The organism is Corallococcus sp. AB011P, from assembly GCF_003611605.1.
Classification (GTDB): domain Bacteria; phylum Myxococcota; class Myxococcia; order Myxococcales; family Myxococcaceae; genus Corallococcus; species Corallococcus coralloides.
Window position 1 is genome coordinate 1 of record NZ_RAVX01000029.1, and the last position, 22,826, is coordinate 22,826.

At 69.9% G+C, this 22,826-nt stretch carries 20 protein-coding genes; 3 read left to right on the forward strand and 17 right to left on the reverse strand.

The window, feature by feature from the left end; translation table 11 throughout:
• Positions 1-241: 241 nt before the first annotated feature.
• The gene (locus D7X30_RS38205; protein ID WP_147443420.1) at positions 242-2,617 is read right to left on the reverse strand and encodes a kelch-like protein; all 2,376 of its coding nucleotides are present in this window, start codon (positions 2,615-2,617) and stop codon (positions 242-244) included.
• Positions 2,618-3,567: 950 nt separating this feature from the next.
• On the opposite strand from D7X30_RS38205, the gene D7X30_RS38210 reads away from it, so the two are divergent.
• The gene (locus tag D7X30_RS38210; protein ID WP_120567920.1) at positions 3,568-5,931 is read left to right on the forward strand and encodes a PKD domain-containing protein; all 2,364 of its coding nucleotides are present in this window, start codon (positions 3,568-3,570) and stop codon (positions 5,929-5,931) included.
• A gap of 103 nt (positions 5,932-6,034) precedes the next feature.
• Here D7X30_RS38210 and D7X30_RS38215 read toward each other — a convergent pair whose 3' ends face one another.
• Entirely contained in the window at positions 6,035-6,427 is a 393-nt protein-coding gene (locus tag D7X30_RS38215) for a DsbA family protein (RefSeq protein ID WP_233592067.1), read from the reverse strand.
• 738 nt (positions 6,428-7,165) lie between these two features.
• Between D7X30_RS38215 and D7X30_RS38220 the strand changes: the two genes are divergently transcribed.
• Entirely contained in the window at positions 7,166-7,723 is a 558-nt protein-coding gene (locus D7X30_RS38220) for a hypothetical protein (protein WP_120567921.1), read from the forward strand.
• 3 nt (positions 7,724-7,726) lie between these two features.
• Here the strand turns inward: D7X30_RS38220 and D7X30_RS38225 are convergent, their stop codons facing one another.
• From D7X30_RS38225 to D7X30_RS38290, 14 genes are all read right to left on the reverse strand, one after another.
• A complete protein-coding gene (locus D7X30_RS38225; protein WP_120567922.1) occupies positions 7,727-8,608 on the reverse strand; it encodes a DUF3014 domain-containing protein in 882 nt (293 codons plus the stop codon).
• 69 nt (positions 8,609-8,677) lie between these two features.
• On the reverse strand, positions 8,678-9,733 hold the full coding sequence (locus tag D7X30_RS38230; protein WP_120567923.1) for a hypothetical protein: 1,056 nt from the start codon (positions 9,731-9,733) through the stop codon (positions 8,678-8,680).
• 20 nt (positions 9,734-9,753) lie between these two features.
• Positions 9,754-10,629 (reverse strand): ribonuclease H-like domain-containing protein, encoded by an 876-nt coding sequence (locus D7X30_RS38235; RefSeq protein ID WP_120567924.1) that lies wholly within the window; start codon positions 10,627-10,629, stop codon positions 9,754-9,756.
• On the reverse strand, positions 10,629-11,066 hold the full coding sequence (locus tag D7X30_RS38240) for a (deoxy)nucleoside triphosphate pyrophosphohydrolase (protein ID WP_120567925.1): 438 nt from the start codon (positions 11,064-11,066) through the stop codon (positions 10,629-10,631). The genes D7X30_RS38235 and D7X30_RS38240 overlap by 1 nt, the downstream gene beginning before the upstream one ends.
• Complete coding sequence (locus D7X30_RS38245) at positions 11,063-12,202, reverse strand: PQQ-binding-like beta-propeller repeat protein (RefSeq protein WP_233592071.1); 1,140 nt, start codon at positions 12,200-12,202, stop codon at positions 11,063-11,065. Before D7X30_RS38245 ends, D7X30_RS38240 begins: the two co-directional genes overlap by 4 nt.
• Positions 12,203-12,248: 46 nt before the next feature.
• Positions 12,249-13,058: a tol-pal system YbgF family protein gene (locus D7X30_RS38250; RefSeq protein WP_370052050.1), complete on the reverse strand. Its 810-nt coding sequence runs from the start codon at positions 13,056-13,058 to the stop codon at positions 12,249-12,251.
• Between the two features lie 95 nt (positions 13,059-13,153).
• Complete coding sequence (gene der / locus D7X30_RS38255) at positions 13,154-14,563, reverse strand: ribosome biogenesis GTPase Der (RefSeq protein WP_120567927.1); 1,410 nt, start codon at positions 14,561-14,563, stop codon at positions 13,154-13,156.
• A 70-nt stretch (positions 14,564-14,633) separates the two neighbouring features.
• Entirely contained in the window at positions 14,634-15,587 is a 954-nt protein-coding gene (gene era / locus D7X30_RS38260; protein ID WP_120567928.1) for a GTPase Era, read from the reverse strand.
• Between the two features lie 83 nt (positions 15,588-15,670).
• On the reverse strand, positions 15,671-16,228 hold the full coding sequence (locus tag D7X30_RS38265; protein WP_120567929.1) for a peptidylprolyl isomerase: 558 nt from the start codon (positions 16,226-16,228) through the stop codon (positions 15,671-15,673).
• Positions 16,225-16,893 carry a peptidylprolyl isomerase gene (locus D7X30_RS38270; protein WP_120567930.1) on the reverse strand — a complete coding sequence of 223 codons (669 nt, stop codon included), beginning with the start codon at positions 16,891-16,893 and terminating at the stop codon, positions 16,225-16,227. Before D7X30_RS38270 ends, D7X30_RS38265 begins: the two co-directional genes overlap by 4 nt.
• A gap of 67 nt (positions 16,894-16,960) precedes the next feature.
• Positions 16,961-17,734 (reverse strand): ribonuclease III, encoded by a 774-nt coding sequence (rnc, locus tag D7X30_RS38275; RefSeq protein WP_199724675.1) that lies wholly within the window; start codon positions 17,732-17,734, stop codon positions 16,961-16,963.
• Between the two features lie 14 nt (positions 17,735-17,748).
• Positions 17,749-18,612, reverse strand: coding sequence for a hypothetical protein (locus D7X30_RS38280; RefSeq protein WP_199724670.1), 864 nt, complete (start codon positions 18,610-18,612; stop codon positions 17,749-17,751).
• On the reverse strand, positions 18,612-19,757 hold the full coding sequence (locus tag D7X30_RS38285) for an acyl-CoA dehydrogenase family protein (RefSeq protein ID WP_120567933.1): 1,146 nt from the start codon (positions 19,755-19,757) through the stop codon (positions 18,612-18,614). Before D7X30_RS38285 ends, D7X30_RS38280 begins: the two co-directional genes overlap by 1 nt.
• Before the next feature lie 43 nt (positions 19,758-19,800).
• Positions 19,801-21,330 (reverse strand): acyl-CoA carboxylase subunit beta, encoded by a 1,530-nt coding sequence (locus D7X30_RS38290; RefSeq protein ID WP_120567934.1) that lies wholly within the window; start codon positions 21,328-21,330, stop codon positions 19,801-19,803.
• A 216-nt stretch (positions 21,331-21,546) separates the two neighbouring features.
• Between D7X30_RS38290 and D7X30_RS38295 the strand changes: the two genes are divergently transcribed.
• Positions 21,547-21,927 carry a YtxH domain-containing protein gene (locus D7X30_RS38295; protein WP_014397058.1) on the forward strand — a complete coding sequence of 127 codons (381 nt, stop codon included), beginning with the start codon at positions 21,547-21,549 and terminating at the stop codon, positions 21,925-21,927.
• Between the two features lie 92 nt (positions 21,928-22,019).
• On the opposite strand, the gene D7X30_RS38300 is transcribed toward D7X30_RS38295, so the two are convergent.
• Positions 22,020-22,796 (reverse strand): enoyl-CoA hydratase-related protein, encoded by a 777-nt coding sequence (locus D7X30_RS38300; protein WP_014397059.1) that lies wholly within the window; start codon positions 22,794-22,796, stop codon positions 22,020-22,022.
• Positions 22,797-22,826: the final 30 nt, after the last annotated feature.

Sequence of the window (22,826 nt, forward strand, 5' to 3'; positions counted from 1 at the left end):
AGTTGAGGACCCTGAGCGCCAGGGCGCTCCAGCGGGACGCCGAAATGCTGAGCGTGATGAGCATGCCGAACTGGAAGGGCATCAAGCTCGAGCACGCGCGGCACTACGTCTGGCTCACCAACCATGATGAGGTGCTGCGCGAGATGAAGACCTTCCTCGAGACATTTTGAAAGGGCGGCGAAGGCGCGCTGGATGAGCGCATCTCCTTCGCCCCGTCCAGACGGGGGTGAGGAGGCGCTTGTCAGAGACTCAGGCCCGGCACCTGCACGGGCGTGAGGCGCTGGGTGGTGGTCCCGTCGCCGAGCTGGCCGTAGGGATTCCAGCCCCAGGCCCAGACGGTGCCGTCTTGCCTCAAGGCGAGCGTGTGGTTGTGGCTAGCGGCGAGGGCCGCGACACCCGTCAAGCCCGGCACCTGCACGGGCGTGGGGCGGTTCGTGACGGTCCCGTCGCCGAGCTGGCCCTCGACGTTGCGTCCGCAGGCCCAGGCGGTGCCGTCCTGTTTCAAGGCGAGCGAGTGGAAGGTGCCAGCGGCGAGGGCTGCGACGCCCGTCAAGCCCGGCACCCGCACGGGCGTAAGGCGGTCCGTAACTGTCCCGTCGCCGAGCTGGCCCTCGACGTTGCGTCCCCAGGCCCAGACGGTACCGTTCTGCGTCAAGGCGAGCGCGTGGTAGCCGCCAGCAGCGAGGGCCGCGACGCCCGTCAGGCCCTGCACCTGCACCGGCGTGGGGCGGTTCGTGGTCGTCCCGTCGCCGAGCTCGCCATTGCCGTTGTAACCCCAGGCCCAGACGGTGCCGTCCTGCTTCAAGGCGAGCGAGGCGAAGCCGCCAGCAGCGAGGGCCGCGACGCCCGTCAGGCCCTGCACCTGCACGGGCGTGGGGCGGTTCGTGACGGTCCCGTCGCCGAGCTGGCCGTACTCGTTGCGGCCCCAGGCCCAGACGGTGCCGTCCTGCTTCAAGGCGAGCGAGTGGTAGTAGCCAGTGGCGAGGGCCGCGACGCCCGTCAGGCCCTGCACCTGCACGGGCGTGAGGCGCTGGGTGGTGGTCCCGTCGCCGAGCTGGCCGTAGGCGTTGGAGCCCCAGGCCCAGACGGTGCCGTCCTGCTTCACGGCGAGCGAGTGATTGTAGCCAGTGGCGAGGGCCGCGACGCCCGTCAGGCCCTGCACCTGCACGGGCACGGGCGTGAGGCGCTGGGTGGTGGTCCCGTCGCCGAGCTGGCCATAGCCGTTGTCGCCCCAGGCCCAGAAGGTGCCGTCCTGCCTCAAGGCGAGACTATGATACCCGCCCGCCCCGAGACGAGCCCCGCTGCTCGCAGCGCAGGCGGCGCCGCCCTGGAGGGCGAAGGCGAAGCGGGTGGAGAGGCCGAGGGCGTTGGTGACGGTGGCCGTCACCGAGGCCGTCGTGCCCGAGGTGACACAGGAGGGCGCCGTCCAGAGGACCTGGCTGGTGGAGGCGGTGCTGGTGGCCGTGCCCAGCGTGCCGGTGCTGGTGGCCCAGGTGAAGCCAAGGGCACTACCCTGGGCATCCAGCGCCTTCACCCGGAAGACGACGGTGCCGCCGGACGCCGGCACCGAGGCGATGGACTGGAACGTCTCCACCACTTCGGGCGGGAAGCGCCCTGAAGTCCCTGGGCCCACGTAGATGCCCAGACTGCCCTGCCCCTGCCCGCCGCGGCCGTCCGAGGCCACCACGGTGAGCGCGCAGGTGCCGCCGGACGGTTGCGCCGAGGGCGTAAAGCTGGCGCTCGCCGAGGTGGCATTCGTCCACGTCCCCGCGCACGAGGCCGTCCACTGGTAGGAGAGGCTGTCCCCGTCCGCGTCGCTCGCGACGGCCGCCACTGCCGTCGCCTGGCCGACGGCCACGGAGGACGGCAGCGCTGTCACCCCGGCCACCTGGGGCCAGGTGTTGACGGTGACGTTGACGGCCGCGCTGCCATTGCCGGTGCTCACCGTCACCGTGACGCTGAGGGCCGCGGAGGCGCCCTTGGAGTCCGTCACCTTCAGCGTCAGCACCACGGGGCCGGAAGCGGCCGGCGCCGTCCAGGCCGTGGAGAGGCTGGAGGCGGCGCTGAAGCTGCCCGTGCTGGCCGTCCAGGCGGAGGTGAGGGTGTCGCCCGCGTTGGCGTCTTGCGCGGTGGCCTGCAGGGCCACCACGCCGCCCGGGGCTACCGTGCCGGGGCTGGCCACCAGGGAGGTAATCCGCGGAGCCACGTTGTCGAAGGGCGGCGGCGCATTCACCTCCTGCAAGAGCAGCGTCACCGACGTCGTCTGCCCCGCGAGGATGGTGACGGGCGTCACCTGGCCGGCGTAGCGCACGGTGTTGGAGGCGTCGAAGGCCTGGGCGCTGAAGGTGCGCCCCGTGCCGGCGGGCAACTGCCCCAGGACGCCGCCCCATTGAGCGCCGGACTTCACCAGCACCTCGGTACGCGTCGTCATGCCGGTGCCCGACACCGTGAGCTCCACCCGCGCCACGTCGCTGGCGCTGAGGGCCTGCGGCAGCGTACCCACCACCTGCGCACTGCCTTCCGCCTCCTCCGGCTGTTGCGCCCCACCGCACCCGGCCAATGCCATCACCAAGCCCAAGGCCAGACACGCCAGCCCACTTCGACTCTCTCTTCTCATGGACTTCTCCCCCGGGTGCAACTGGTTGGGCCTCCCCGAGAGGCACTCCGCGCCCACGCGGACGGGGGCCTGACTCAGGAGAGGAGCGCAGGACTCTAACGAGAGTCCCTACCCGTCGCTCCTGAGTCACCCCAGCGCCACGGCGGTCCAACCCGACATCCCTGCGCGGACGGCTGCCATTGGCCGGTTAACTCCGGCTGCGCCGTCGGAGGATGGTGCAGGACTGCGGGCGCCTGCGCCGCAGTGACTCAGGAGCGCGGGCAAAGGGCTGCTCGGCGGCTGTCACCCTGCTGCTGCAGGAAGTGAATGCTCCCGCTCCCTTCGAGAATGCGGCGCCCCTGAGGAGCCGGGCGCGCGACCTCCGTCGCTGTCGGCCAGGCCACCCAGGTGACGGCCTCCGCCAGCGACTCGGACGGTGACGCCCTCAGCATCCGATGGGTCCAAAAGCGAGCAGGGGACAACCCCGAAGCCCGTCACCGCGCGGAGCTTCTGGTGAAGCGGCTGAAGCGGATCCGCGAGGCCGGCGACGAGATGTAGCCGGGCGGTCGGGACCGGCTGGATTATCCAGTTAGTTTACATTTAACCGGCCAATCCACCCGCAGACGTCTGCGGCAGGGGCCCAGGGGCAGGAGGAGGGTAGGGAGTGCCTGGAGCGTCGTCGGGGGCCGCCACGGGGGAAGAGGCAGTGCTTCCTACAGTCGTTGTCCGGGCGCCCGGACAACGCGGGGCAGAAGTGGCAGGGGAGTGCGACCTCACCCCGTTGGGTAGCATGGAGGGGGAAGGCGCAGGGGAGTGCTGAGCGACATCTCCGGCGCGGCGGCGACTCAGGAGCGCGGGCGCGAGGACGCCCCATAGAGTCCGGCGCACCTTCCGCCGGTGGGCCACCGGGGCGTGGCCGGACAGGCCCGCTCTCTGGCGGAAGGCCCCCGTCCCACGCGCTGGAGTCGTCCATGAGAAGAGAGAGTCGAAGCAGGCTGGCACTGCTGGCCCTGGGCCTGGTGCTGGCACTGACAGGCTGCGGAGGCGCACAGCCAGCACAAGAGGGCAGCGCCCAGGCCGTGGTGACGCTGCCCCAAGCGCTGAGCGCCAGCGACGTCACCCGCGTGGAGCTCACCACCTCCGGCCCCGGCATGACGACGCGCACCGACGCCTTGGTGAAGACAGGCGGGCAGTGGGGTGGGGTGCTGGGCCAGCTGCCCACAGGCGGCGGCCGCCTCTTCAGCGCCCAGGCCTTCGATGCCTCCAACACCGTGCGCTACTCTGGCCATGTGACGTCCGTCACCATCCAGGCCGGACAGACGACGGCGGTGACGCTGCTGCTCCAGGAGGTGAATGCGCCGGCGCCCTTTGAGAACGTGGCGCCTCGCATTCTCTCCCTGGTGGCCAGCCCTGGCACCGTCGCCCCGAGCGGACAGGTCGCGCTGCAGGCCACCGCGGACGACCCCAACGCGGGTGACACGCTCACGTACGCGTGGACTTCGCCCTCCGGCAGCTTCAGCGCTGCTTCCAGCCTCACCACTACCTGGACGGCGCCAGCCTCCGCGGGCCAGGTGATGCTGACGTTGACGGTGACGGACTCGAAGGGCGCCAGTGCCTCCCTCAGCGTCACCATCACGGTGAGCACCGGCAACGGAAGCGCGGCCGTCAACGTTTCCTTCAACACCTGGCCTCGAGTGGTCGGCGTGACGGCCCTGCCGTCATCCATCGCCGTCGGCCAGTCCACCCAGGTGACGGCCTCCGCCAGCGACGCGGATGGGGACGGCCTCAACTACCAATGGACGGCCAACTGCGAGGGCACGTGGACGAATGCCGCTTCCGCCAGCGCCAGCTTCACGCCCTCGGCCCAGCCCTCCGGCGGCACCTGCAAGCTGACGGTCCTGGTACAGGATGGCCGGGGCGGGCAGGGCACGGGCAGTCTCACCCTCTACGTTTCGACGTCGCCCACCACCGCGCAGTTCCCGCCCGAGGTGGTGGAGACGTTCCAGTCCGTTGCCTCGGTGCCCGCGTCCGGCGGCACCATTGTCTTCCGGGTGAAGGCGAAGGACCCGCAGAGCAGCGCGCTGAGCTTCACCTGGGCCACCAGCACTGGCTTGCTGGGCACGGCCACCAGCGCGGCCACGACAAGCGAAGTCCTCTGGACGGCGCCCGCGTGCGTGCCGGTGGGCAACCCGCCCTCGGTGACGGCCACTGTCACCAATGCGCTCGGCCTCTCCACCCGCTTCGCCTTCGCCCTCCAGGGTGGAGCGCCATGCACAGCGAGCAGCGGGGCTCGTCTCGCTGCGGGCAGCGGCCACACGCTGGCCTTGAAGCAGGACGGCACCGTCTGGGCCTGGGGCTCCAACGGCCAGGGCCAGCTCGGCGACGGGACAGGCGCCGACCGCCTCACGCCCGTGCAAGTGCAGGGCTTGACGGGCGTCGCGGCCTTCGCCGCTGGCTCCCTCCACTCGCTCGCCGTGAAGCAGGACGGCACCGTCTGGGCCTGGGGGACCAACAATGGCCAACTCGGCGACGGGACAACCACCCAGCGCCTTACACCCGTGCAGGTGCAGGGCTTGACGGGCGTCGCGGCCCTCGCCGCTGGCATCCACCACACGTTGGCCTTGAAGCAGGACGGCACCGTCTGGGCCTGGGGCTACAACGGCCAGGGCCAACTCGGCGACGGGACAATCACCCAGCGCCTCACGCCGGTGCAGGTGCAGGGCTTGACGGGCGTCGCAGCCCTCGCCGCTGGCTCCCTCCACTCGCTCGCATTGAAGCAGGACGGCACCGTCTGGGCCTGGGGCGACAACACCCAGGGCCAGCTCGGCGACGGGACAACCACCCAACGCCGAACGCCCGTGCAGGTGCCGGGCCTGACGGGCGTCGCGGCCATCACTGGTGGCAACTCCCACTCGCTGGCCTTGAAGCAGGACGGCACCGTCTGGGCCTGGGGCGACAACACCCAGGGCCAGCTCGGCGACGGGACAACCACCCAGCGCCTCACGCCCGTGCAGATGCAGGGTCTGACGGGCATCGCGGCCCTCGCTGGTGGCAACTCCCACTCGCTGGCCTTGAAGCAGGACGGCACCGTCTGGGCCTGGGGCGACAACACTTATGGCCGACTCGGCGACGGGACGACCACCCAGCGCCTCACGCCCGTGCAGGTGCCGGGCCTGACGGGCGTCGCGACCCTCGCGGGTGGCGCCTCCCACTCACTCGCCTTGAAACAGGACGGCACCGTCTGGGCCTGGGGCTTCAACATGTATGGCCGACTCGGCGACGGGACGACCACCCAGCGCCTCACGCCCGTGCAGGTGCCGGGCCTGAGCCTCTGACGAGGCGCTGGGCGCCTGCGTTTGGCAGGCGCCCTTGAGCTGTACCCACGGAGCCGGGCGGGGGACAGGCCCCAATGAACCCCAGCCCGGTCTCCCCGGAATGTCAGGCCTCGCCTCGTGCCCGCTGCGTCGCCCGAGCGAGCGCCTCGACCATGCGCGGTCCGGTCACGAAGCCGCTCGCGAGCACTTCGAGGCCGGCGCCGCCACGGAAGAGCACGGTGGGGAACCCGCTCACGCCCAGGGCCCTGACCTCCTGGAACTCGTTCGCCGTCGCCCGCTTCGCGTCCGCATGGTCGAACCGGTTGAGGAACACCTTGAAGTCGAGTCCGTGCGCGGCGCAAACGCTCTCGTAGAAGGACGCCACGGTCGGGTCCTCCCCATCGGCGTAGAACTTCCGCTGGATGGAGGCAAACACGTCGTACGCGCGCGTCTCCGGTCCCGGCATTTCCTTGAGCATCCCGCGCATGACGAGGAACGCGCGGCACGCTCCAGCCATCTACCAGGGCCGCTCGGCCCAGCTGCCAGGTCACCACGGCCATGAGGGCCAGCGAGGCCGCGTTGACGAACCCCGGGTTACGCCGTCGGAATGAGGGGAGTCCATGCGCCGAAGGAGCCTCGTGATGAGCCGGAACCGGCGGAATCGCGGTGGATGGTGCCACGGCGCCGGGCAGGGAACGGGCCTCAACGAACCCCACCTGGGACCCCAGAGGCCCAGTTTACATAACGCTTCTTATCAGACGTTTATCAGACGTTTCGACTGGGGGTTCCCCAAGGATTCCAGGCGCTTCCCCGGCCCGCCCAGAACCTCCACGGACGTCCGCGTAACCGGCCCGGGTCCGTCGTTCACGTGTCGTCGGGCTCATCCACGTGTCGTCGGGCTCATCGACGTGGTCCAGTCCTCAAGCACCTTCCGGGCCCCGGCCTTGTCCCCGCTCGCCTTGAGCGAGTCGGACGCTCCGAATGCCCGCCCGAACAGGTCATTCCCACCTGGGGAGCCATCCTGCGCAGCAGCTCGGGCATCCCGGGGTCTTGCGGCAGCTCCGCACCGTTCGCGAGCGCCAGGCCCAGGTCGATCACCCTCCGCCAATCATCGGACGTCACCGCGCCCCCAGGCCCGCACATGTCGAACGGCCATTGCCGCCATACACGCCACCGTCGGCCACCAACCTCCGGCCGCCATGCCCTGGAATCTCGTGCTTCCCGAGCCCGGTTCCGGAACGTACCTTGCCGCCCCATGCGCCTCTTCCGACGAACCGGACTCGCCGCGCTTTGCGGCCTCACCGCGGCCCTGCTGACGGGCTGTCCCGACAAGACGCCCCAGGCCCCCGTGGACGGCGGCGTCACCGGCGCCACGGCGGCCCCGGACTCGGGCCCCGAGGCCGTGGTCTTCACGCTCCAGTACCTGTCGCCAGACGGCGGCTCCGCGCTCATCCCCCTGGCCCTGGAGGAAAAACCGCTCGTGGAGCCCACCTCCGACCTGGAGCTGCGCAGCACCCTGGGCCTCAAGAACTACCGCGTCCGGCTCATGGACGAAGCCGACCGGGCCATGGTCTCCGACGACTCCGTGTCCGAGGCCGATGACGGCCTCGTGTACCGCATCCACCTGCCGCAGCCGCTCAAGACCGGCTACTCGTACACCCTCGTCGTCGACTCGCAGACCGGCTCGTCGTTCCAGGACTCGCGCGGCCGCGACGTCGAGGACCTCCGGGCCTCGTTCCAGATCATCGGCGACAAGGAAAAGCCCAAGCCGCCTCCGGCGCCCGCCAAGGGCGGCAAGAAGAAGTCCAAGTAGCCGTCATTCCTGGGTTTCTGACTGCCCCGGCGTTTGGTCCGGCAACGGTTCGGGCGTGGCCGGCGCTGGGGTCGGCAGGTTCAGCGCCGTGCGCAGCTCCCGCAGCTTCGCCTGGATGAGCCGCATGTTCACCGGGCCCATCCGCAGCAAGTGCTTCTGGGCCTTGCTCAGCCCCTCCAGCTCCGGCGACGCATAGACATACAGCGCGCCCTTGGGCTCCACCTCCACCGGCCCCCGCGGCACCGGCACCGCCAGCAGGTGCTGGATGGCCCGGCCAAACGCGGTCTCGAACCCCTGGTCCGGCGGCGCGATCTCCCGGTACGCCTGGTCGATGAGCGGCTTCAGCTCCCGGTACACCATCGCCGCGCCGGACGCGTCCATCGAACCCAACACCCGGGCCACCAGGTCGTAGCGCGCGTAGCTCAGCGGCGCGATCTCCGAGCGCCCGTTCGCCCCGGCCGCGCCCACCTGGAACGCCCCCACGGGCGCCATGAACAACAGCGAGGCATGAGGACTCTCACCGTCAGCGATGTTGCTCACGGACGCGGTGAACCGGCGCGCCAGGTCGCGCTCCTGGAGCCACTTCGCCAGCTCCGGGTCCACTGACAGCTTGCCCACCAGGTCGCGGATGCGCCCGTCGCTCTCCGGCAGCGACACCTCCGGAGGCACCTCCGCCACGCCCGCGTCCACCACGGGCGGCGCCGTCACCACGGGCGGCGCCTCCGACTGGCGCCTCATGCCGAAGTACGAAGCCACCACCCCCACCACCATCAGCGCGATCAGGATGCCCAGGACCTTGCCCCGCGACGGAGCCTTGGGCGGCTCGGCCTCCGGCGGCGGCGGAATGGCTCCAGGGCCCTGATTCACGAAGTTCGGATCGCTCATGGTCCCGGACCTTACAGACAGGCCTCCGAGCCATTCCACGCGCGCGTGAACAATCCGCGCCGTCTGTGTTCACCGCGCGGAGAGGAGCTCGTCAGGCAGGCGCCAGAGCTGGCCGTCCTCCGGCGACAGAATGAAGCCACCGGGCAGCAGGTGCACCGACGTGACGGCCTCCGTGGACAACGGCAGCTCCCACGCGCACACGGGCCGCAGCGAGTCCGGGTCCAGTTGAAGCAGGTACCACTCCCCCGCCTCCAACAGGTCCTCCACCGCCACCAGCACCGCGCGCTCCGTCACCAGCCCGCTGTACCCCGTGGCGAGCGTGCCCTGTTCCGGCAGCAGGAACTCCGCCGCCAGCGTGGCCTCCGGGTACGTCCAGCGCCGCACCCACGTGCCGCCCACGCCGATGAAACCCGAACCGTCCGGAAGGAACCCCGCCGGATAGAACGGCGCCTCCACCGAAGCCACCGCCGCGCCACGCACGAGCCCCGCGGCGCCGCGCTCCACGAACGTGAGCCACGTGCCCTCCTGGCCCAGGCTCACCGCCACGCCCATCACCGGAAGGCTCGGATGCGGCATCCATTCGTGCAGCCCGTCCAGGTCGTCCTCACCCAGCGCCGGCGTGCCGAGCTCGAGCCCCGCCTCCGTCCCCGCCACGTCTGATAACGTTCGGGCATCCAGGACGCGAAGCGACGCCCGCCCATCCTCGACGCCGCTCGTCCACAGGCCCTCGCCGGTGACGTCGAACCCCAGGGCCTGCGTGTTCCGCGTCCAGGCCCGCGCGGGTGTCTCCACCGGACTCCCATCCAGCGCCCGGCCCACCACCTCGATGCGCCCCGGCCCCAGCACCGCCGCGCACCCGAGCGACGGATGCAGCGCCACGAGCCCCGCGGTCCGAGGCAGCTCCAGCGCGCGCCCCGGCGGCCAGGACTCAAGCGCTCCGAGCACGGCCAGGCGCCGCACGCCCACGGCCAACCCCACCGCGGCGTCCGAGCCCGAGCCCGAGGGAGGCAGCACGAAGCCGTCGCCCGCCCACTCCGCGTCCGTCACCGGCAGCGTCGTGATTCGAGTGAGCGCCACGCGGCGGCTGGGAATGCCCCACGGCGTGCCGGGCCGCGGCCTGCCCACCCAAGGCACGACCTGGCCGCTCAGGAATCCTGCTCCATGGCCCGCACGCGCGCGAGCGTGTCCAGGTCGCGCTCGGTGGGGCCCAGCTCCAGCAGCAGCCGGCTCACGTCGTAGAGCAGCTCCCCGCGCTCGAACACCTTCAGCCGGGGGACGTCCAGGTTCAGGTCGTCCGCGCCCTTGTTGTACGCAAGGTCCATCAGCGACCGGAGCTGGAACGAGTCGTAGAGGTTGTACTCCACCAGGTAGCGCAGGGCCTCCACGTCGCCGCGCCGCAGGTACGCGCGCCACAGCAGCACCGCGTCGTAGCCGTTGACGCCCTTCAGGTGCGGCGGCCGGCCCACGCCCAGCTTGTCTTCAATCTCCTTCAGCCCGCCGCCCATCCCCAGCCGCCGCGTGACGAAGCGCAGGTCGATGTGCGCCTCCGGCACCGGGAAGTGCTTCTCGCCGAAGTACTCCTTCAGCACCGGCACGTCGAAGCACGAGCCGTTGAACGTCACCCACAGCCGCCGCTTCGCCATGGCCTCCGGCAGCGCGTCCATGTTCCGGCCCTGGATGAAGACGTGCAGCCCCGCGGCGTCGAACAGGCTCACCACCGTGGGCACCTGCGTCTGGCTGCCGTCCGTCTCGATGTCGAAGTAGACGGCGTCGTCCTGGAACACCGGGAACAGGCGCCAGTGCTCGCGCGGCGGCACCATGCGGGCCAGGTCCTTCAGGTCCCTCCGGGCCAGCGCCGCCCGCGCCTCCGCGATGCGCTCGCGGGCCGCCGTGTCCGCCTTACGGCTGATGACGATGCCGCCGTCCGGGAAGTCATCCCAGGTCCGGATGCCCTTGGACCACAGGTCCTTCTCGCGCCACGGCCCCACGCCGGGGATGAGCTGGAACGTGTGCAGCAGCATCAATCGAGCGCACCCAGCCTTCCCGCCAGCAGATCATCCAGGAGCGGCACGTCCGCCTCGCAGAACGGCAGCGCCTGCATCTCCGTGGGCGTGTGGAACGCCAGCTGGTGCGCGCCCAGCGGCTTCGGCTCGCCGGACACCAGCGTGGCCGCGAACAGCACCAGCTCCACCGTGAGGTCCGGGTACATGTGCCGGCCCTCCCACAGGCGGCGGCCCACGGACAGCTCCACGTCCAGCTCCTCGCGGCACTCGCGCGCGAGGGCGGCCTCGTCGGTTTCGCCCGCCTCCACCTTGCCGCCGGGGAACTCCCAGAGGAGCGCGCGGCTCCCACCGGGCAGGCGCTGCTGGACCAGGTACCGCGGCCCGCCGTCTTCCGGACCGGGCCGGGGAATCAGCGCGGCCACCACCCGCACCGTCCGGGGCACGGCGCGCGTCACCCGCGCGGCCCCTTCTTCACGTCGTTCAGGTCCAGCGCGTACAGGTACGCGTTGTTGGACAGCACGTACACCCGCGAGCCCACCACGAACGGCGGCGCGGAGATGCCCACGCCCGGGTTCCACGCCATGCGCGACTTGCCCGTCGTCGGGTCCACGAACAGCAGCGCACGCTCGTTGGGCACCAGCAGCATTCCCCTGGCCAACACCGGAGCGAGCGCCGTCCTGTTCTTGAGAGGGAGCGACCAGATGAGCTTTCCCGTCTCTCCCAGGTAGGCGTCCACGCGGCCGTCGCCGGTGGCGAACACCACCTCGCCCCGCGCCAGCAGCGACGTCAGGCCGCCCACGCTGGCGTTCCAGATGACGGCGCCGGAGTCCGCCTCCAGGGCGTACAGGCCGTTCTTGTACGATGCGACATACAGCCGCCCCGCCGAGTCGATGGCGGGCGTGGTGTCCACGTCCAGGAACTCCGTGCCCGAGCCAGACAGGGACTTCTCCCAGACGACGCCGCCGTCCTCCACCTTGAGGGCGACGAGGAAGCCGTCGGAGAAGCCGACGTACGCGGTGCCCTGGTCCACCCGTGGCGCGGAGGCACCCCGGACGGTGAAGCCCGACGGCGGGTCGCGCCGGTACTGCCACGCCCACGCGCCATCCGTCGCCTTCACCGCGAACACCGTGTCGGTGTCCGAGGTCACCAGCACCAGGCCGTCCGCGAGCACCGGCACCGTGGCCAGGGACTCGCTGGTGGCGTACTTCCACTTCACCGCGCCGGTGCGGCCATCCAGCGCGTACAGCACGCCGTCACCGCCCGGCAGGTAGACGACGCCCTCGCTGACCAGGCCGCCCGCGAGCGCCCGGGCCCCCGTGCGCAGCGACCAGGCCACCTTCCCGTCCGGCCCCACCGCGCGCACGTAGCCGTCACGCGTCTGCACGATGACGTTCCGGCTCTCCGGGTCGTACACCGGGGAGGCGGGCTCGCGCGGCGAGTACTCCAGCAGCGGGACCTTTTCGACGAGCCCCGTCCACCAGTTGACCTGGAAGTAGTCCACCGGCGGCTGACGGGGCGCCGCGGGCAGCTCCGGGTTGCCGTACAGCGGCGCCGTCGCACACCCGGCCAGGAGCCCTGCCCCGGCCACCATTCCCACCCACCGCTTCCACCGAGCAAGCCGCATGGTCATGAGCGCGCTACGGCTGCCCCGAGTCCGTGGCCGGCGCGGCGGGAGGCGCCGGCGTGGGCACCTTCACGCCCTCCGCGGCCAGCACCGCCATGCGCTCGGTGGCCTGACGGGCCGCGGCGCTGCTCGGGTGGTCCGTCGGAATCTTCGACAGCACCTGCGCGGCGTCGTCCTTCTTGCCCTGGAGAATCAGCATGCGCGCCTTGTGGTACGCGCCCATGCCGACCAGGTACTCGCCGGTGTCCGCCTTCTCCATCGCCTCGAAGGAGGTGATGGCCTGGGCGTAGTCACCCTTGGCCTCGTAGGCGTAGCCCTGGCCCTCCAGGGCGCTCGCGCGCAGGGCGTCGTTCTCCGGGGCGCCCTTGAGGAAGACGTCCAGGGACGCCAGGGCGGCGTCGTTCTGGCCCAGCCGGAACTCGGCCTTGGCCTGCGGCAGGGCGGCCGTCGTCGCCGAGCGGGTGCCGCCGTGCTCCTTGCGGAAGGCGGCCAGCTGCTTCACGACCTCCTCGTCGCGGGCCTGCTCCGTGGGGAACGGGGGCTCCGTGGCGGACGGGTCCACCGGGTCCACGCCCGTCACGGGGCGGTCCAGGACGGTGAGGGCCTGGCCCAGGGCCATGGAGGCAGTCTCCTCGCCGCGCCTGGAGACTTCACTGGCGATGGCCACGCCCACCGCGCCCAAAACCAGCACGCCCGCGCCGATGGCGAGGAACTTCTGGCGCTGCATCAGCCAGTCGCGCGCATCCGCGCCCACCTTCTGGAAGGCGTCCGGCTGACGAAGCTCCTGCTGGCGAATCTTCTCGGTCTTCTGCTGGGCCACGATGAAGGGACCTCTCTCCGGCTCGACGGTGCTCTTCGCTCTGGGAAAGCGGCGCACTGTAAAGAGCGCCCGCTGGGAGTGTCAACGCGTGTGCGCGGTCAGTCGCGCCCTGCCCGCTTCCCACCCTTGCCACCCTTGCCCGCAAGGTGCGGGTTCTTGCGCGCCTCGCGCTTGGCCTTGCCTGGCCGCTCGCGGAAGAGCAGCCGGATGGGGACCCGCAAGTCGAACGTCTTGCGGATCTGGTTGGTGATGTACCGCTTGTACATGTCCGGCACACCCTGCGGTTCGTTGCAGGTGAGGGTGAAGGTCGGCGGGGCCGCCGCCACCTGGGCGATGTAGTACAGGCGCAGCGGCTTGCTCTTCACAATGGGCGCCGGGTTGTTGTCCACCATGTAGTCCAGCAGCTTGTTGAGCTGCGGGGTGGGCGCCCGGAAGCGGAACTGCTTGGCCAGCTCCACCGCCACGTCCACGACCTTCTCCACCTTGGAGCCGTGCAGGGCGGACGTGAAGATGACCGGCGCGTAGCCCACGAACTTGAGGGCGATCTTGAGGTCCTCGCGGAAGGCCTCCTGGCGGCGCTTGTCCTCCGCGATGAGGTCCCACTTGTTGACGACGATGACCAGCGCGCGGCCCCGGTCCATGGACAGGCCCGCGAGCTTCGCGTCCTGATCCACCGCCGGCTCCGTGGCGTCCATCAGGAGCACCGCCACGTCGCTGCGCTCCAGGACCTTCAGCGCCGCGATGACGGAGTACTGCTCCACCTGGTGCGCGATGGTCTTCTTGCGCCGGATGCCCGCGGTGTCCGTGAGGATGAGCTGATTGCCCTTGTACGTGACTTCCGAGTCGATGGGGTCACGCGTGGTGCCGGCGACCTCGCTGGTGACGACGCGCTTCTCCTTGAGGATGGCGTTGACCAGGGTGCTCTTGCCCACGTTGGGCCGGCCGATGATGGCCACGCGGATCTTCCCGTCGTCCGGCGGCGCCTCCGAGTCCTCGCCCTCCTGCTTCTCCGGCAGCTTGGACACCACGGAGTCCATCAGGCTGCCCATGCCCAGGTTGTGCTCGGCGGACATGGCGTTCACGTCGCCCAGGCCCAGGCGGAAGAACTCGCCGGCCAGCGACTGCATCTGCCCGGACTCGTTGTCCAGCTTGTTGGCCGCCACGACGACGGGCTTGCCCGACTTGCGCAGGTAGTTGGCGACAGCCTCGTCCGCCGTCGTCATGCCCGCGCGGGCGTCCACCACGAAGATGATGACGTCGCACTCCTCCACCGCGAACTGCGCCTGCTCGCGCACCTGCTTGAGCAGCGTGTCCTTCTCACCGGGGACGAAGCCGCCCGTGTCGATGAGGGTGAAGGCGCGGCCCTCCCACTCCGCGTCGGAGTAGTGCCGGTCGCGGGTGACACCCGGCTCGTCCTGCACGAGCGCGATACGCCGGCCCACCAGGCGGTTGAACAGCGTGCTCTTGCCCACGTTGGGGCGACCGACAATGGCGACCAGCGGCTTCATGGAGTCTCTTTCGACAGCGACGACGACTTCGAATGCAACGATGTCAGCGACACGAACTTCCGCGGCGACATCACTCGTAACCCAGCTTCCTCAAACCCGCGGCGCGCTCGCTCCAGCGGGCCTCCACGCGCACGCGCAGGTCCAGGTACACATGCGCGCCCAAGAGGCGCTGCACGGACTTGCGAGCGTCCGTGCCAATGAGCTTCAGCATCTGCCCCTGCTTGCCAATCAGGATGGCCTTCTGGCTGTCGCGCTCCACGTAGATGGACGCCGCGATGCGGATGAGGCCGCCCAGTTGGCCGGGGGGCGTGCCGGGGCGCGGCTCGCGCTCGGATTCATCGAACACGTCCACCAGCACCGCGGTGGAGTACGGGATCTCCTGGCGGCAGTGCCGCAGCACCTGCTCGCGGATGTACTCCGCCACCAGCACGCGCTCCTGCTGATCCGTGAGCATGTCCTCCGCGAAGAGAGGCTCGCCCTCCTGCATGTGGCCCAGCACGACCTGGAACAGGTTCTCCACGCCGTCCTTCTCCCGCGCGGAGATGGGCACCACCTCCGCGAAGGGGAACTGCTGGCCGTAGAGCGCGATGAGCGGCAGCAGCTTCGCCTTGGGGATGGAGTCGATCTTGTTGATGACCAGGAAGGTAGGCTTGCCCACCTTCTGCAGCCGCTCGAGGATGGCGCGGTTGCCCGGCGTCACGTCCAGCGTCTCGCCCTGGGGGGGCTCGATGAGGAAGAGGACCAGGTCCACCTCCTCTGCCGCGGAGAGGGCGGCCTCCACCATGTAGCGGTTGAGCTCTCCCTTGGCCTGGTGGATGCCGGGAGTGTCGATGAACGCCACCTGCCCTTCCGGGCGCGTCACCACGCCCAGGATGCGGTTGCGGGTGGTCTGCGGCTTGGGCGAGACAATGGCGATCTTCTCGCCCGTGAGCACGTTGAGCAGCGTGCTCTTGCCCACGTTGGGCCGGCCAATGAGCGCGGCGAAGCCAGCGCGAGGGGTCTTCTTCTGGGACTGAGAGGCCATACTTCCGGAGATGATCAGTGGGCCTTCCAACCTCGACGACGGGAAGGCCCCGGGGGAACTGCCAGGGTACGGCGGCGGACTGCTTACGAAGGCCGCGCCGTGGAGATGGTCAACGTCTGGATGCGCACATCCCGGCGGGGACGGTCGCTTGAATCCTTGGGAAGCTCATTGGCGATGCGGTCCACCACGTCCTGCCCTTCCACCACCTCGCCGAAGATGGTGTACCGGTTGTCCAGGTGGGGCTGCGGCGCCGCGGTGATGAAGAACTGACTGCCGTTGGTGTTGGGGCCCGTGTTGCCCATGGCCAGCACACCCTTCTTGTCGAAACGCCGGCCACCCTGGAACTCATCCTCGAAACGGAAGCCCGGGCCGTTGTTGCCCCGGCTGGTCGGGTCCCCGCCCTGGATCATGAAGTCCTTGATGCAGCGGAAGAAGAGCGTCCCGTCGTAGAGCGGGCGGCCGTGCTGGGGCTGGAACGTCACCGGGTCCGTCCAGGGCTTCTCCCCGGTGGCCAGCCCCACGAAGTTCTCCACCGTCCTGGGCGAGTCCTTGGAGAACAGGCGCACCACGATGCGCCCCTCCGTGGTCTGGAAGGTGCCGAACAGCTCCGTGCCCGCGCGGGCCTGTTCCATGAAGCTCATTGCGGGGTGCTCTTGGGGGCGGCGGGCTTGGGCGCGGCCGGCTTCTTCGGGGCCTTTTCACTCAGCGTAATCGTTTCCAGGACCACGGGCGTCTGCGGGCGGTCCTGCGCGCTGCGCGGCACGTTGCCGATCTTCTCCACCACGTCGTAGCCGGTGACGACCTCGCCGAAGATGGTGTGGCGGCCGGTGAGGTTCGCGGGCGTGGAGGTGGTGATGAAGAACTGGCTGCCGTTGGTGTTGGGCCCCGCGTTGGCCATGGCCAGCAGGCCCTGCTTGTCGAAGCTTCGGCCGCTCTGGAACTCGTCCGCGAAGCGGTAGCCCGGGTCGCCCCTGCCGGTGCCGGTGGGGTCGCCGCCCTGAATCATGAAGCCAGGGATGACGCGGTGGAAGACGGTGCCCGCGTAGAGCGGCTTGCCCTTCACCTGCTCGCCCGTCGTCGGATCCGTCCAGGCCTTCTCGCCCGTGGCCAGGCCCACGAAGTTCGCCACCGTCTGGGGCGCGTCCTTGGAGAAGAGCTTCACGGTGATGACACCCTGGCTCGTCTTCAGCGTCGCGTAGAGGTCCTTGCCGGCCTGGACCTTCTTCGTCCACGGGCCCGCGGCGGGCTCGGCGGCCAACGCCGCGACGGCGGCGAGCGCCACGGTGAGACCGAGAAGACGGTGCATACGGGACAGGCTCCAGGGCAGGAAGGCGCGGACCCTACCCCCCACCCCCCTCCCGCTCCAAGGGCTTTCACGCCGGAGGGTCGTCCGGTGAAGGACCTCCCGGGACGGGCGCCACGACATCCGGGGATGCCACGACAGCCGCCTCCTCCTTCAGGCGCTCAAGCGTGGTGCGAGCGGCTGCCTGCTCGGCCTCCTTCTTGTTCCGGCCGGTGGCCCGGGCGTACACGGACTCCCCGATGCACACCTCCACCTCGAACACCTTGGAGTGCTCCGGGCCGGTTTCCGCCACCACGCGGTAGCGCGGCGACAGCTTGAGCTTCTCGTGGGCCAGCTCCTGGAGGAGCGTCTTGTAGTCCAGGCGGCCCGCGCCGGAGGCCACCTCCTCCACCAGCTCCCCGAAGATGCGGTCCACCAGGGCCAGCGCCGGCTCCAGGCCGCCGCTCAGGTACACCGCGCCCAGCACCGCCTCCAGCGCGTCCGCGAGCAGCGAGTTCTTGTCGCGGCCTCCGGACTGGGACTCGCCCCGGCCCAGCAGGAGCAGTTCGCCCAGGCGCAGGCTCCGGGCCACGCGGGCCAGGCCCTCCTCGTGGACGATGCGAGCGCGCATCTTGGTGAGCTCGCCCTCGGGGACGCCGGGGCAGCGGTCCATCAGCCGGTGGCTCACCGCCAGGTCCACCACGGCGTCGCCCAGGAACTCCAGGCGCTGGTTGTCCTTGAGGTTCTGGTCGCGGTTCTCGTTGATGTACGTCTTGTGCGTCAGCGCCTCCAGGGCCAGGTCGCGCTTGGAGAACTGCACGCCCAGGCGGGCCTCCAGGGCCTGCACCCGCTCGGCCAGGGTCATCTTCTCCACGCGGCTCACTCCTGGGGTGCGTCCGGGCCCACGAGTCGCACGGCCTCGGGAGCGACCTTCAACAGCTCAGCCACCAGCTGCACGACGCCGGGGAACTCATCCAGTTCGAAGCGGCCCGCCCACACCTTGCCCTGGGTGCCCGCCAGCAGGCCCCGGAAGGTGCGCCCGGCGATGCGCGCTGCCGCGAAGCGGTAGGCCTTGCCCTCCACCTGCAGCTGCGCCAGCAACTCCAGGCTGCTGCGCGGCGGCACCAGCGACTGCGGGCCGAACTTCTCTACAATCTCCACGAAGCGCACCGGCTCCGCGCCCGACGACGCCTGCGGCGCGCGCGCCACCGGCTCGCCGAGCAGCGCGGCCAGGTAGCCCGTCAGCGCGGCCTTCTCGCGGAACTCCGACAGCTCGATGACGTGCCCGGCGGCGGTGGCCAGCTCCTCCCGCCCGCGGATGGCCTGCGCGATGCGGAAGTTGCCTTGCCGGTCCGCCACCAGCTTCACCGCGAGCTGGCCCTCCCTCACGTCCGTGGACAGCTCCAGCGACTGCGGATCCACGTCCGCGGGCAGGCCCAACAGCTGCAGCTCCTCCGAGCGGCGCTGCAGGTGGAAGACGTGGTCGCTGAAGGTGTCCAGCAGGAGCGCCTGCATCTCCTCCGCCGCGTCGATGGCGGACAGGAGGATGGGCGTCATGCCCACCACGGCTGGCGGCGCGATGGGGATGAGCCGGTCCCCCATCACCTGGAAGGTGATCTCGGTGATGAAGTCCTTGGTGATGGGGTTCACCAGGGACGCGGCTTCCAGGTCCAACACCACTTCGACGCCGGACGGCTCCTCACGGACCTGGAGCCCCAGCTCTCGCAGCCGAGCGGTATCCATCAGGCGCCTTTGAAGGTCTCGCGAGCGATGATGGTCCGCTGGATCTCGCTCGTGCCCTCGCCAATCTCACAGAGCTTGGCGTCGCGCAGGTAGCGCTCCACGGGGAACTCGCGCGTGTAGCCGTAGCCGCCGTGGATCTGCACGGCCTTGTTGCACCCGCGCATGGCCGCCTCCGACGCGAACAGCTTCGCCATGGAGGCCTCCTCCGAGTACGGCTGACCCGCGTCCGCGAGCCGCGCCGCGCGGTGCACCAGCAGCCGCGCCGCCTCCAGCTCCGTCTTCATGTCCGCCATCATCCAGCGCAGGCCCTGGAACTCGCCAATGGGCTGACCGAACGCGGTGCGGTCCTTGGAGTACGCCACCGACTCCTCCAGCGCTCCACGCAAGAGGCCCACCGACAGCGCGCCGATGGTGATGCGGCCCTTGTCGAGGATCTTCAGCGTGTCGATGAAGCCGCGGTCGACCTCGCCCACGATGGCGTCGTCACCGACCTCCACGTTCTCCATGATGAGCTCGGCCGTGTCCGACGAGCGCATACCCAGCTTCCCGTGGATGGAGCGCTGGCTGAAGCCGGGGATGCCCTTCTCCAGCACGAAGGCGGTGATGCCCTTCTGGCGCTTCTCCGGCGACGTGAGCGCCAGCACCACGAACACGTCACCCACCGTGCCCTGGGTGATGAACATCTTCGCGCCGTTGAGCACCCACTTGTTGCCCTTGCGCACGGCGGTGGTGCGCATGCCGGACGCGTCCGAACCGGATCCCGGCTCGGTGAGGCCCCACGCGCCCAGCCACTCACCGGAGGCGAGCTTGGGCAGGTAGCGCTGGTGCTGCGCCTTGTTGCCGAACACGCGCACGTGGCTGGTGCCCAGGCCGTTGTGGCTGGCCACCGTGAGCGCGAGCGAGCCGTCGTAGCGGGCGATCTCCTCCACGGCCACCGCCACGGCGAGCGAGTCCATGGCCGCCCCGCCGTACTCCTCGGAGACGAGCATGCCCAGCACGCCCAGCTGCCCCAGCTCCTTCACCACCTCCATGGGGAACTTCTCGTCCTTGTCCCACTCGCGCGCGTACGGCTTCACGCGGCGTTCGCAGAATTCACGGAGGGAGGCCTGCAGGGCGCGGTGGCTTTCAGGAAGTTCGAAGTCCATGGTCGGGTGCGGAATCTAGAGCGTGAATGCTGGTGGGGGAACTTCAGACGGGGTGGACGCCGTGCTTCTTCTCCGCACGGGGCTGGAACCGGTCCGCATAAAGCGAATAACGCTGCATCAATTCCCCGCGCAGGGAGTCGCCGGGGACCACGGCGTCGATGATGAGCTCGCTGGCCAGCTTGAAGATGTCCACGTCCTGCTTGTACTCGTCGCGGAGCTTCTGGACGAAGGCCGGCCGCTCGGCCTCCGGCAGCTCTTGAATCTTGTTGAAATAGACGGCGTTCACCGCCGCCTCCGGGCCCATCACGGCGATCATCGCCTGGGGCAGCGCGAGCGTCGCCTCCGGGGCGAAGCCGGGGCCGCTCATGGCGTAGAGGCCGGCGCCGTAGGCCTTGCGCACCACCACGCAGATGCGCGGCACGCTGGCCTCCGACACCGCGGAGATCATCTTCGCGCCCGCGCGGATGATGCCCGCGCGCTCCACCTTGGTGCCGATCATGAAGCCCGGCACGTCCGCCAGGTACAAGAGCGGGATGTTGAACGCGTCACACAGCCAGATGAACCGGGCCGCCTTGTCCGCGCTGTCCACGAACAGCACGCCGCCCTTGTACTTGGGCTGGTTCGCGACGATGCCCACCGGCCGCCCGCCAATGCGCGCCAGGCCCGTGATGAGTTCCTGCGCGAAGAGCTTCTTCACCTCGAACCAGCTGCCCTCGTCGATGAGCTCCGCGATGAGGGCGTGCATGTCGAACGGCTTGTTCTGATCCGGCGGGACGATCTCGTCCACGCGCTTGCCGCTGTGCTTGGGCGCCTTCAGTTCGACCTGCGGCGGGGCCTTGGAGAAGTTCTCCGGGAAGAAGGCCAGGTACTGCTTCGCCGCGGCGATGGCGTCGTGCTCCGTCTTCACCAGCACGTCGCCCACGCCGGACACGGAGCAGTGCATCTTCGCGCCGCCCATCTCCTCCAGGGTGACCTTCTCCCCGATGACCATCTCCGCCATGCGGGGGCTGCCCAGGTACATGGAGGCGTTGCCCTCCACCATGATGACCAGGTCGCAGAACGCGGGGATGTACGCGCCGCCCGCGGCGGACGGGCCGAAGAGCAGACAGATTTGAGGGACGAAGCCCGACAGGTGGACCTCGTTGTAGAAGATGCGGCCCGCGCCACGGCGGCCGGGGAACATCTCCACCTGGTCCGTGATGCGCGCGCCCGCGCTGTCCACCAGATAGAGCAGCGGGCAGCGCAGCGCCTTCGCCGTCTCCTGGATGCGGAGGATCTTCTCCACCGTGCGCGCGCCCCAGCTGCCCGCCTTCACCGTGGAGTCGTTGGCCATGATGGCCACCGCGCGCCCGTCGATGCGCGCGACACCGGTGATGACGCCGTCGGAGGGCAGCTCCGGGTCCAGGTTGTTGGCGAGCTTGCCGTCCTCCACGAAGGAGTCCGCGTCCACGAGCAACCGGATGCGCTCACGCGCGAAGAGCTTGCCCGTCTCCGCGTTCTTCGAGTGGTACTTGGGCGCGCCGCCCTTCTCCACCTGGGAGACCTTCTCGAGCAGTTTCTGATCTGAGGACATGGCCGTCGTCCCATACCAAGAAACCCCTGGCCTGGCTGCCTTCTTGCCAGCCGAAGCACCGGCCGTGCCGTCCAAAGGACGACGCATGGGGCCACGGCGGAGCGCTTCGGGGGGTGTCGCCTGGGGCCTCCCTGCCTACCTTCATGTTGCACGGGGGGTGTGCACCCAGGCGGGCCACACTCGCCCCGTGAACCGCATCCGGCCCAGGAGGGACCCATGTTCAGAGCGAAGAAGGCGACGTGGCAGGCGAAGGCTTTGGCCAAGAGCAAGCTGTACCGTCAGTTCCTGGCGCACCAGTTGCTCGACCAGCTGCCTGACTACGCGGACAAGGCAGGCAAGGTCGCGCGGAAGTCCTGGGACAACTTCGACCCGGACGACGCGCTGCGCTATGTGGGATTGACGACGTACAAGCCGGCGCGCGCGGGCATGGGCGGCCTGGGGGCGTTCCTGCTGGGCGCCGCCGCGGGCAGCATCGTGGCCCTGCTGATGGCCCCGAGCCGCGGCACGGAGCTGCGCACCACCGTCAAGGACAAGGCGATGGGCTACATCAACAAGCAGGGCGTGAACATCGGCGGCGAGAAGACCGCGAGCGCCTGAAGCTGACCTGAAGCTGAGTTGAGGGAAGCAGGCGGGGGCAGCAGGGTCCGCGGGCAACCGCGGGCCTGCCGCCCCTGTCGCTTTCGGCGGGCCTAACGGCCTTTATAGACAGGGGGACGCTTCTCCGCGAACGCGCGGAGCCCTTCCAGCCGGTCCTCCGTCTTGAGCACCTCCTCGTACTTCTTGAGTTCCAGCGCCAGCGCGTCGTCCAGCTCCAGGCCGGTGCCCTCGTCGATGGCGTGCTTGGCGGTGGCTACGGCCACGGGGGCGTTCTCCACCACGGCCTCCGCGAGTTGGAAGGCGACCTCCAGCAGGTGCCCTTCCGGGGCCAGCCGGTTCACCAGGCCGATGCTGAAGGCCTCCGCCGCGTTCACGCGCCGGGCCGTGAGGATGAGGTCCTTGGCGCGCCCGGGGCCGATGAGCCGCGCGAGCCGCTGCGTGCCACCGCCGCCGGGGATGATTCCCAGCTTCACCTCCGTGAGGCCCATCTCCGTGGCGGGCGAGGCGACGCGCAGGTCGCACGCCAGGGCCAGCTCCGTGCCGCCGCCGAAGGCCGCGCCGTTGATGGCGGCGATGAAGACGCAGTCGCTCTTTTCGATGGAGCGCAGGGTGACACGCAGGCCGTTGAGGAAGGCGCGCACCTCGTCTTCCGACATGGTGGTGCGTTCCTTGAGGTCCGCGCCCGCGCAGAAGGCCTTGTCGCCCGCGCCGGTGAGGATGACGGCGCGCACGGCGCGGCCGGAGGACACGCGGGATACGAGCGCATCCAGCTCCTGGTGCATCGCGCGGCTGATGGCGTTGCGGCGGCTCTCCCCGTCGATGGTCCAGATCTCGATGGCCCCTCGGGCCTCGACCTTGAACTCCGGCATCTTCGCTCCCCGTGACGGGCCGCGCTGGGC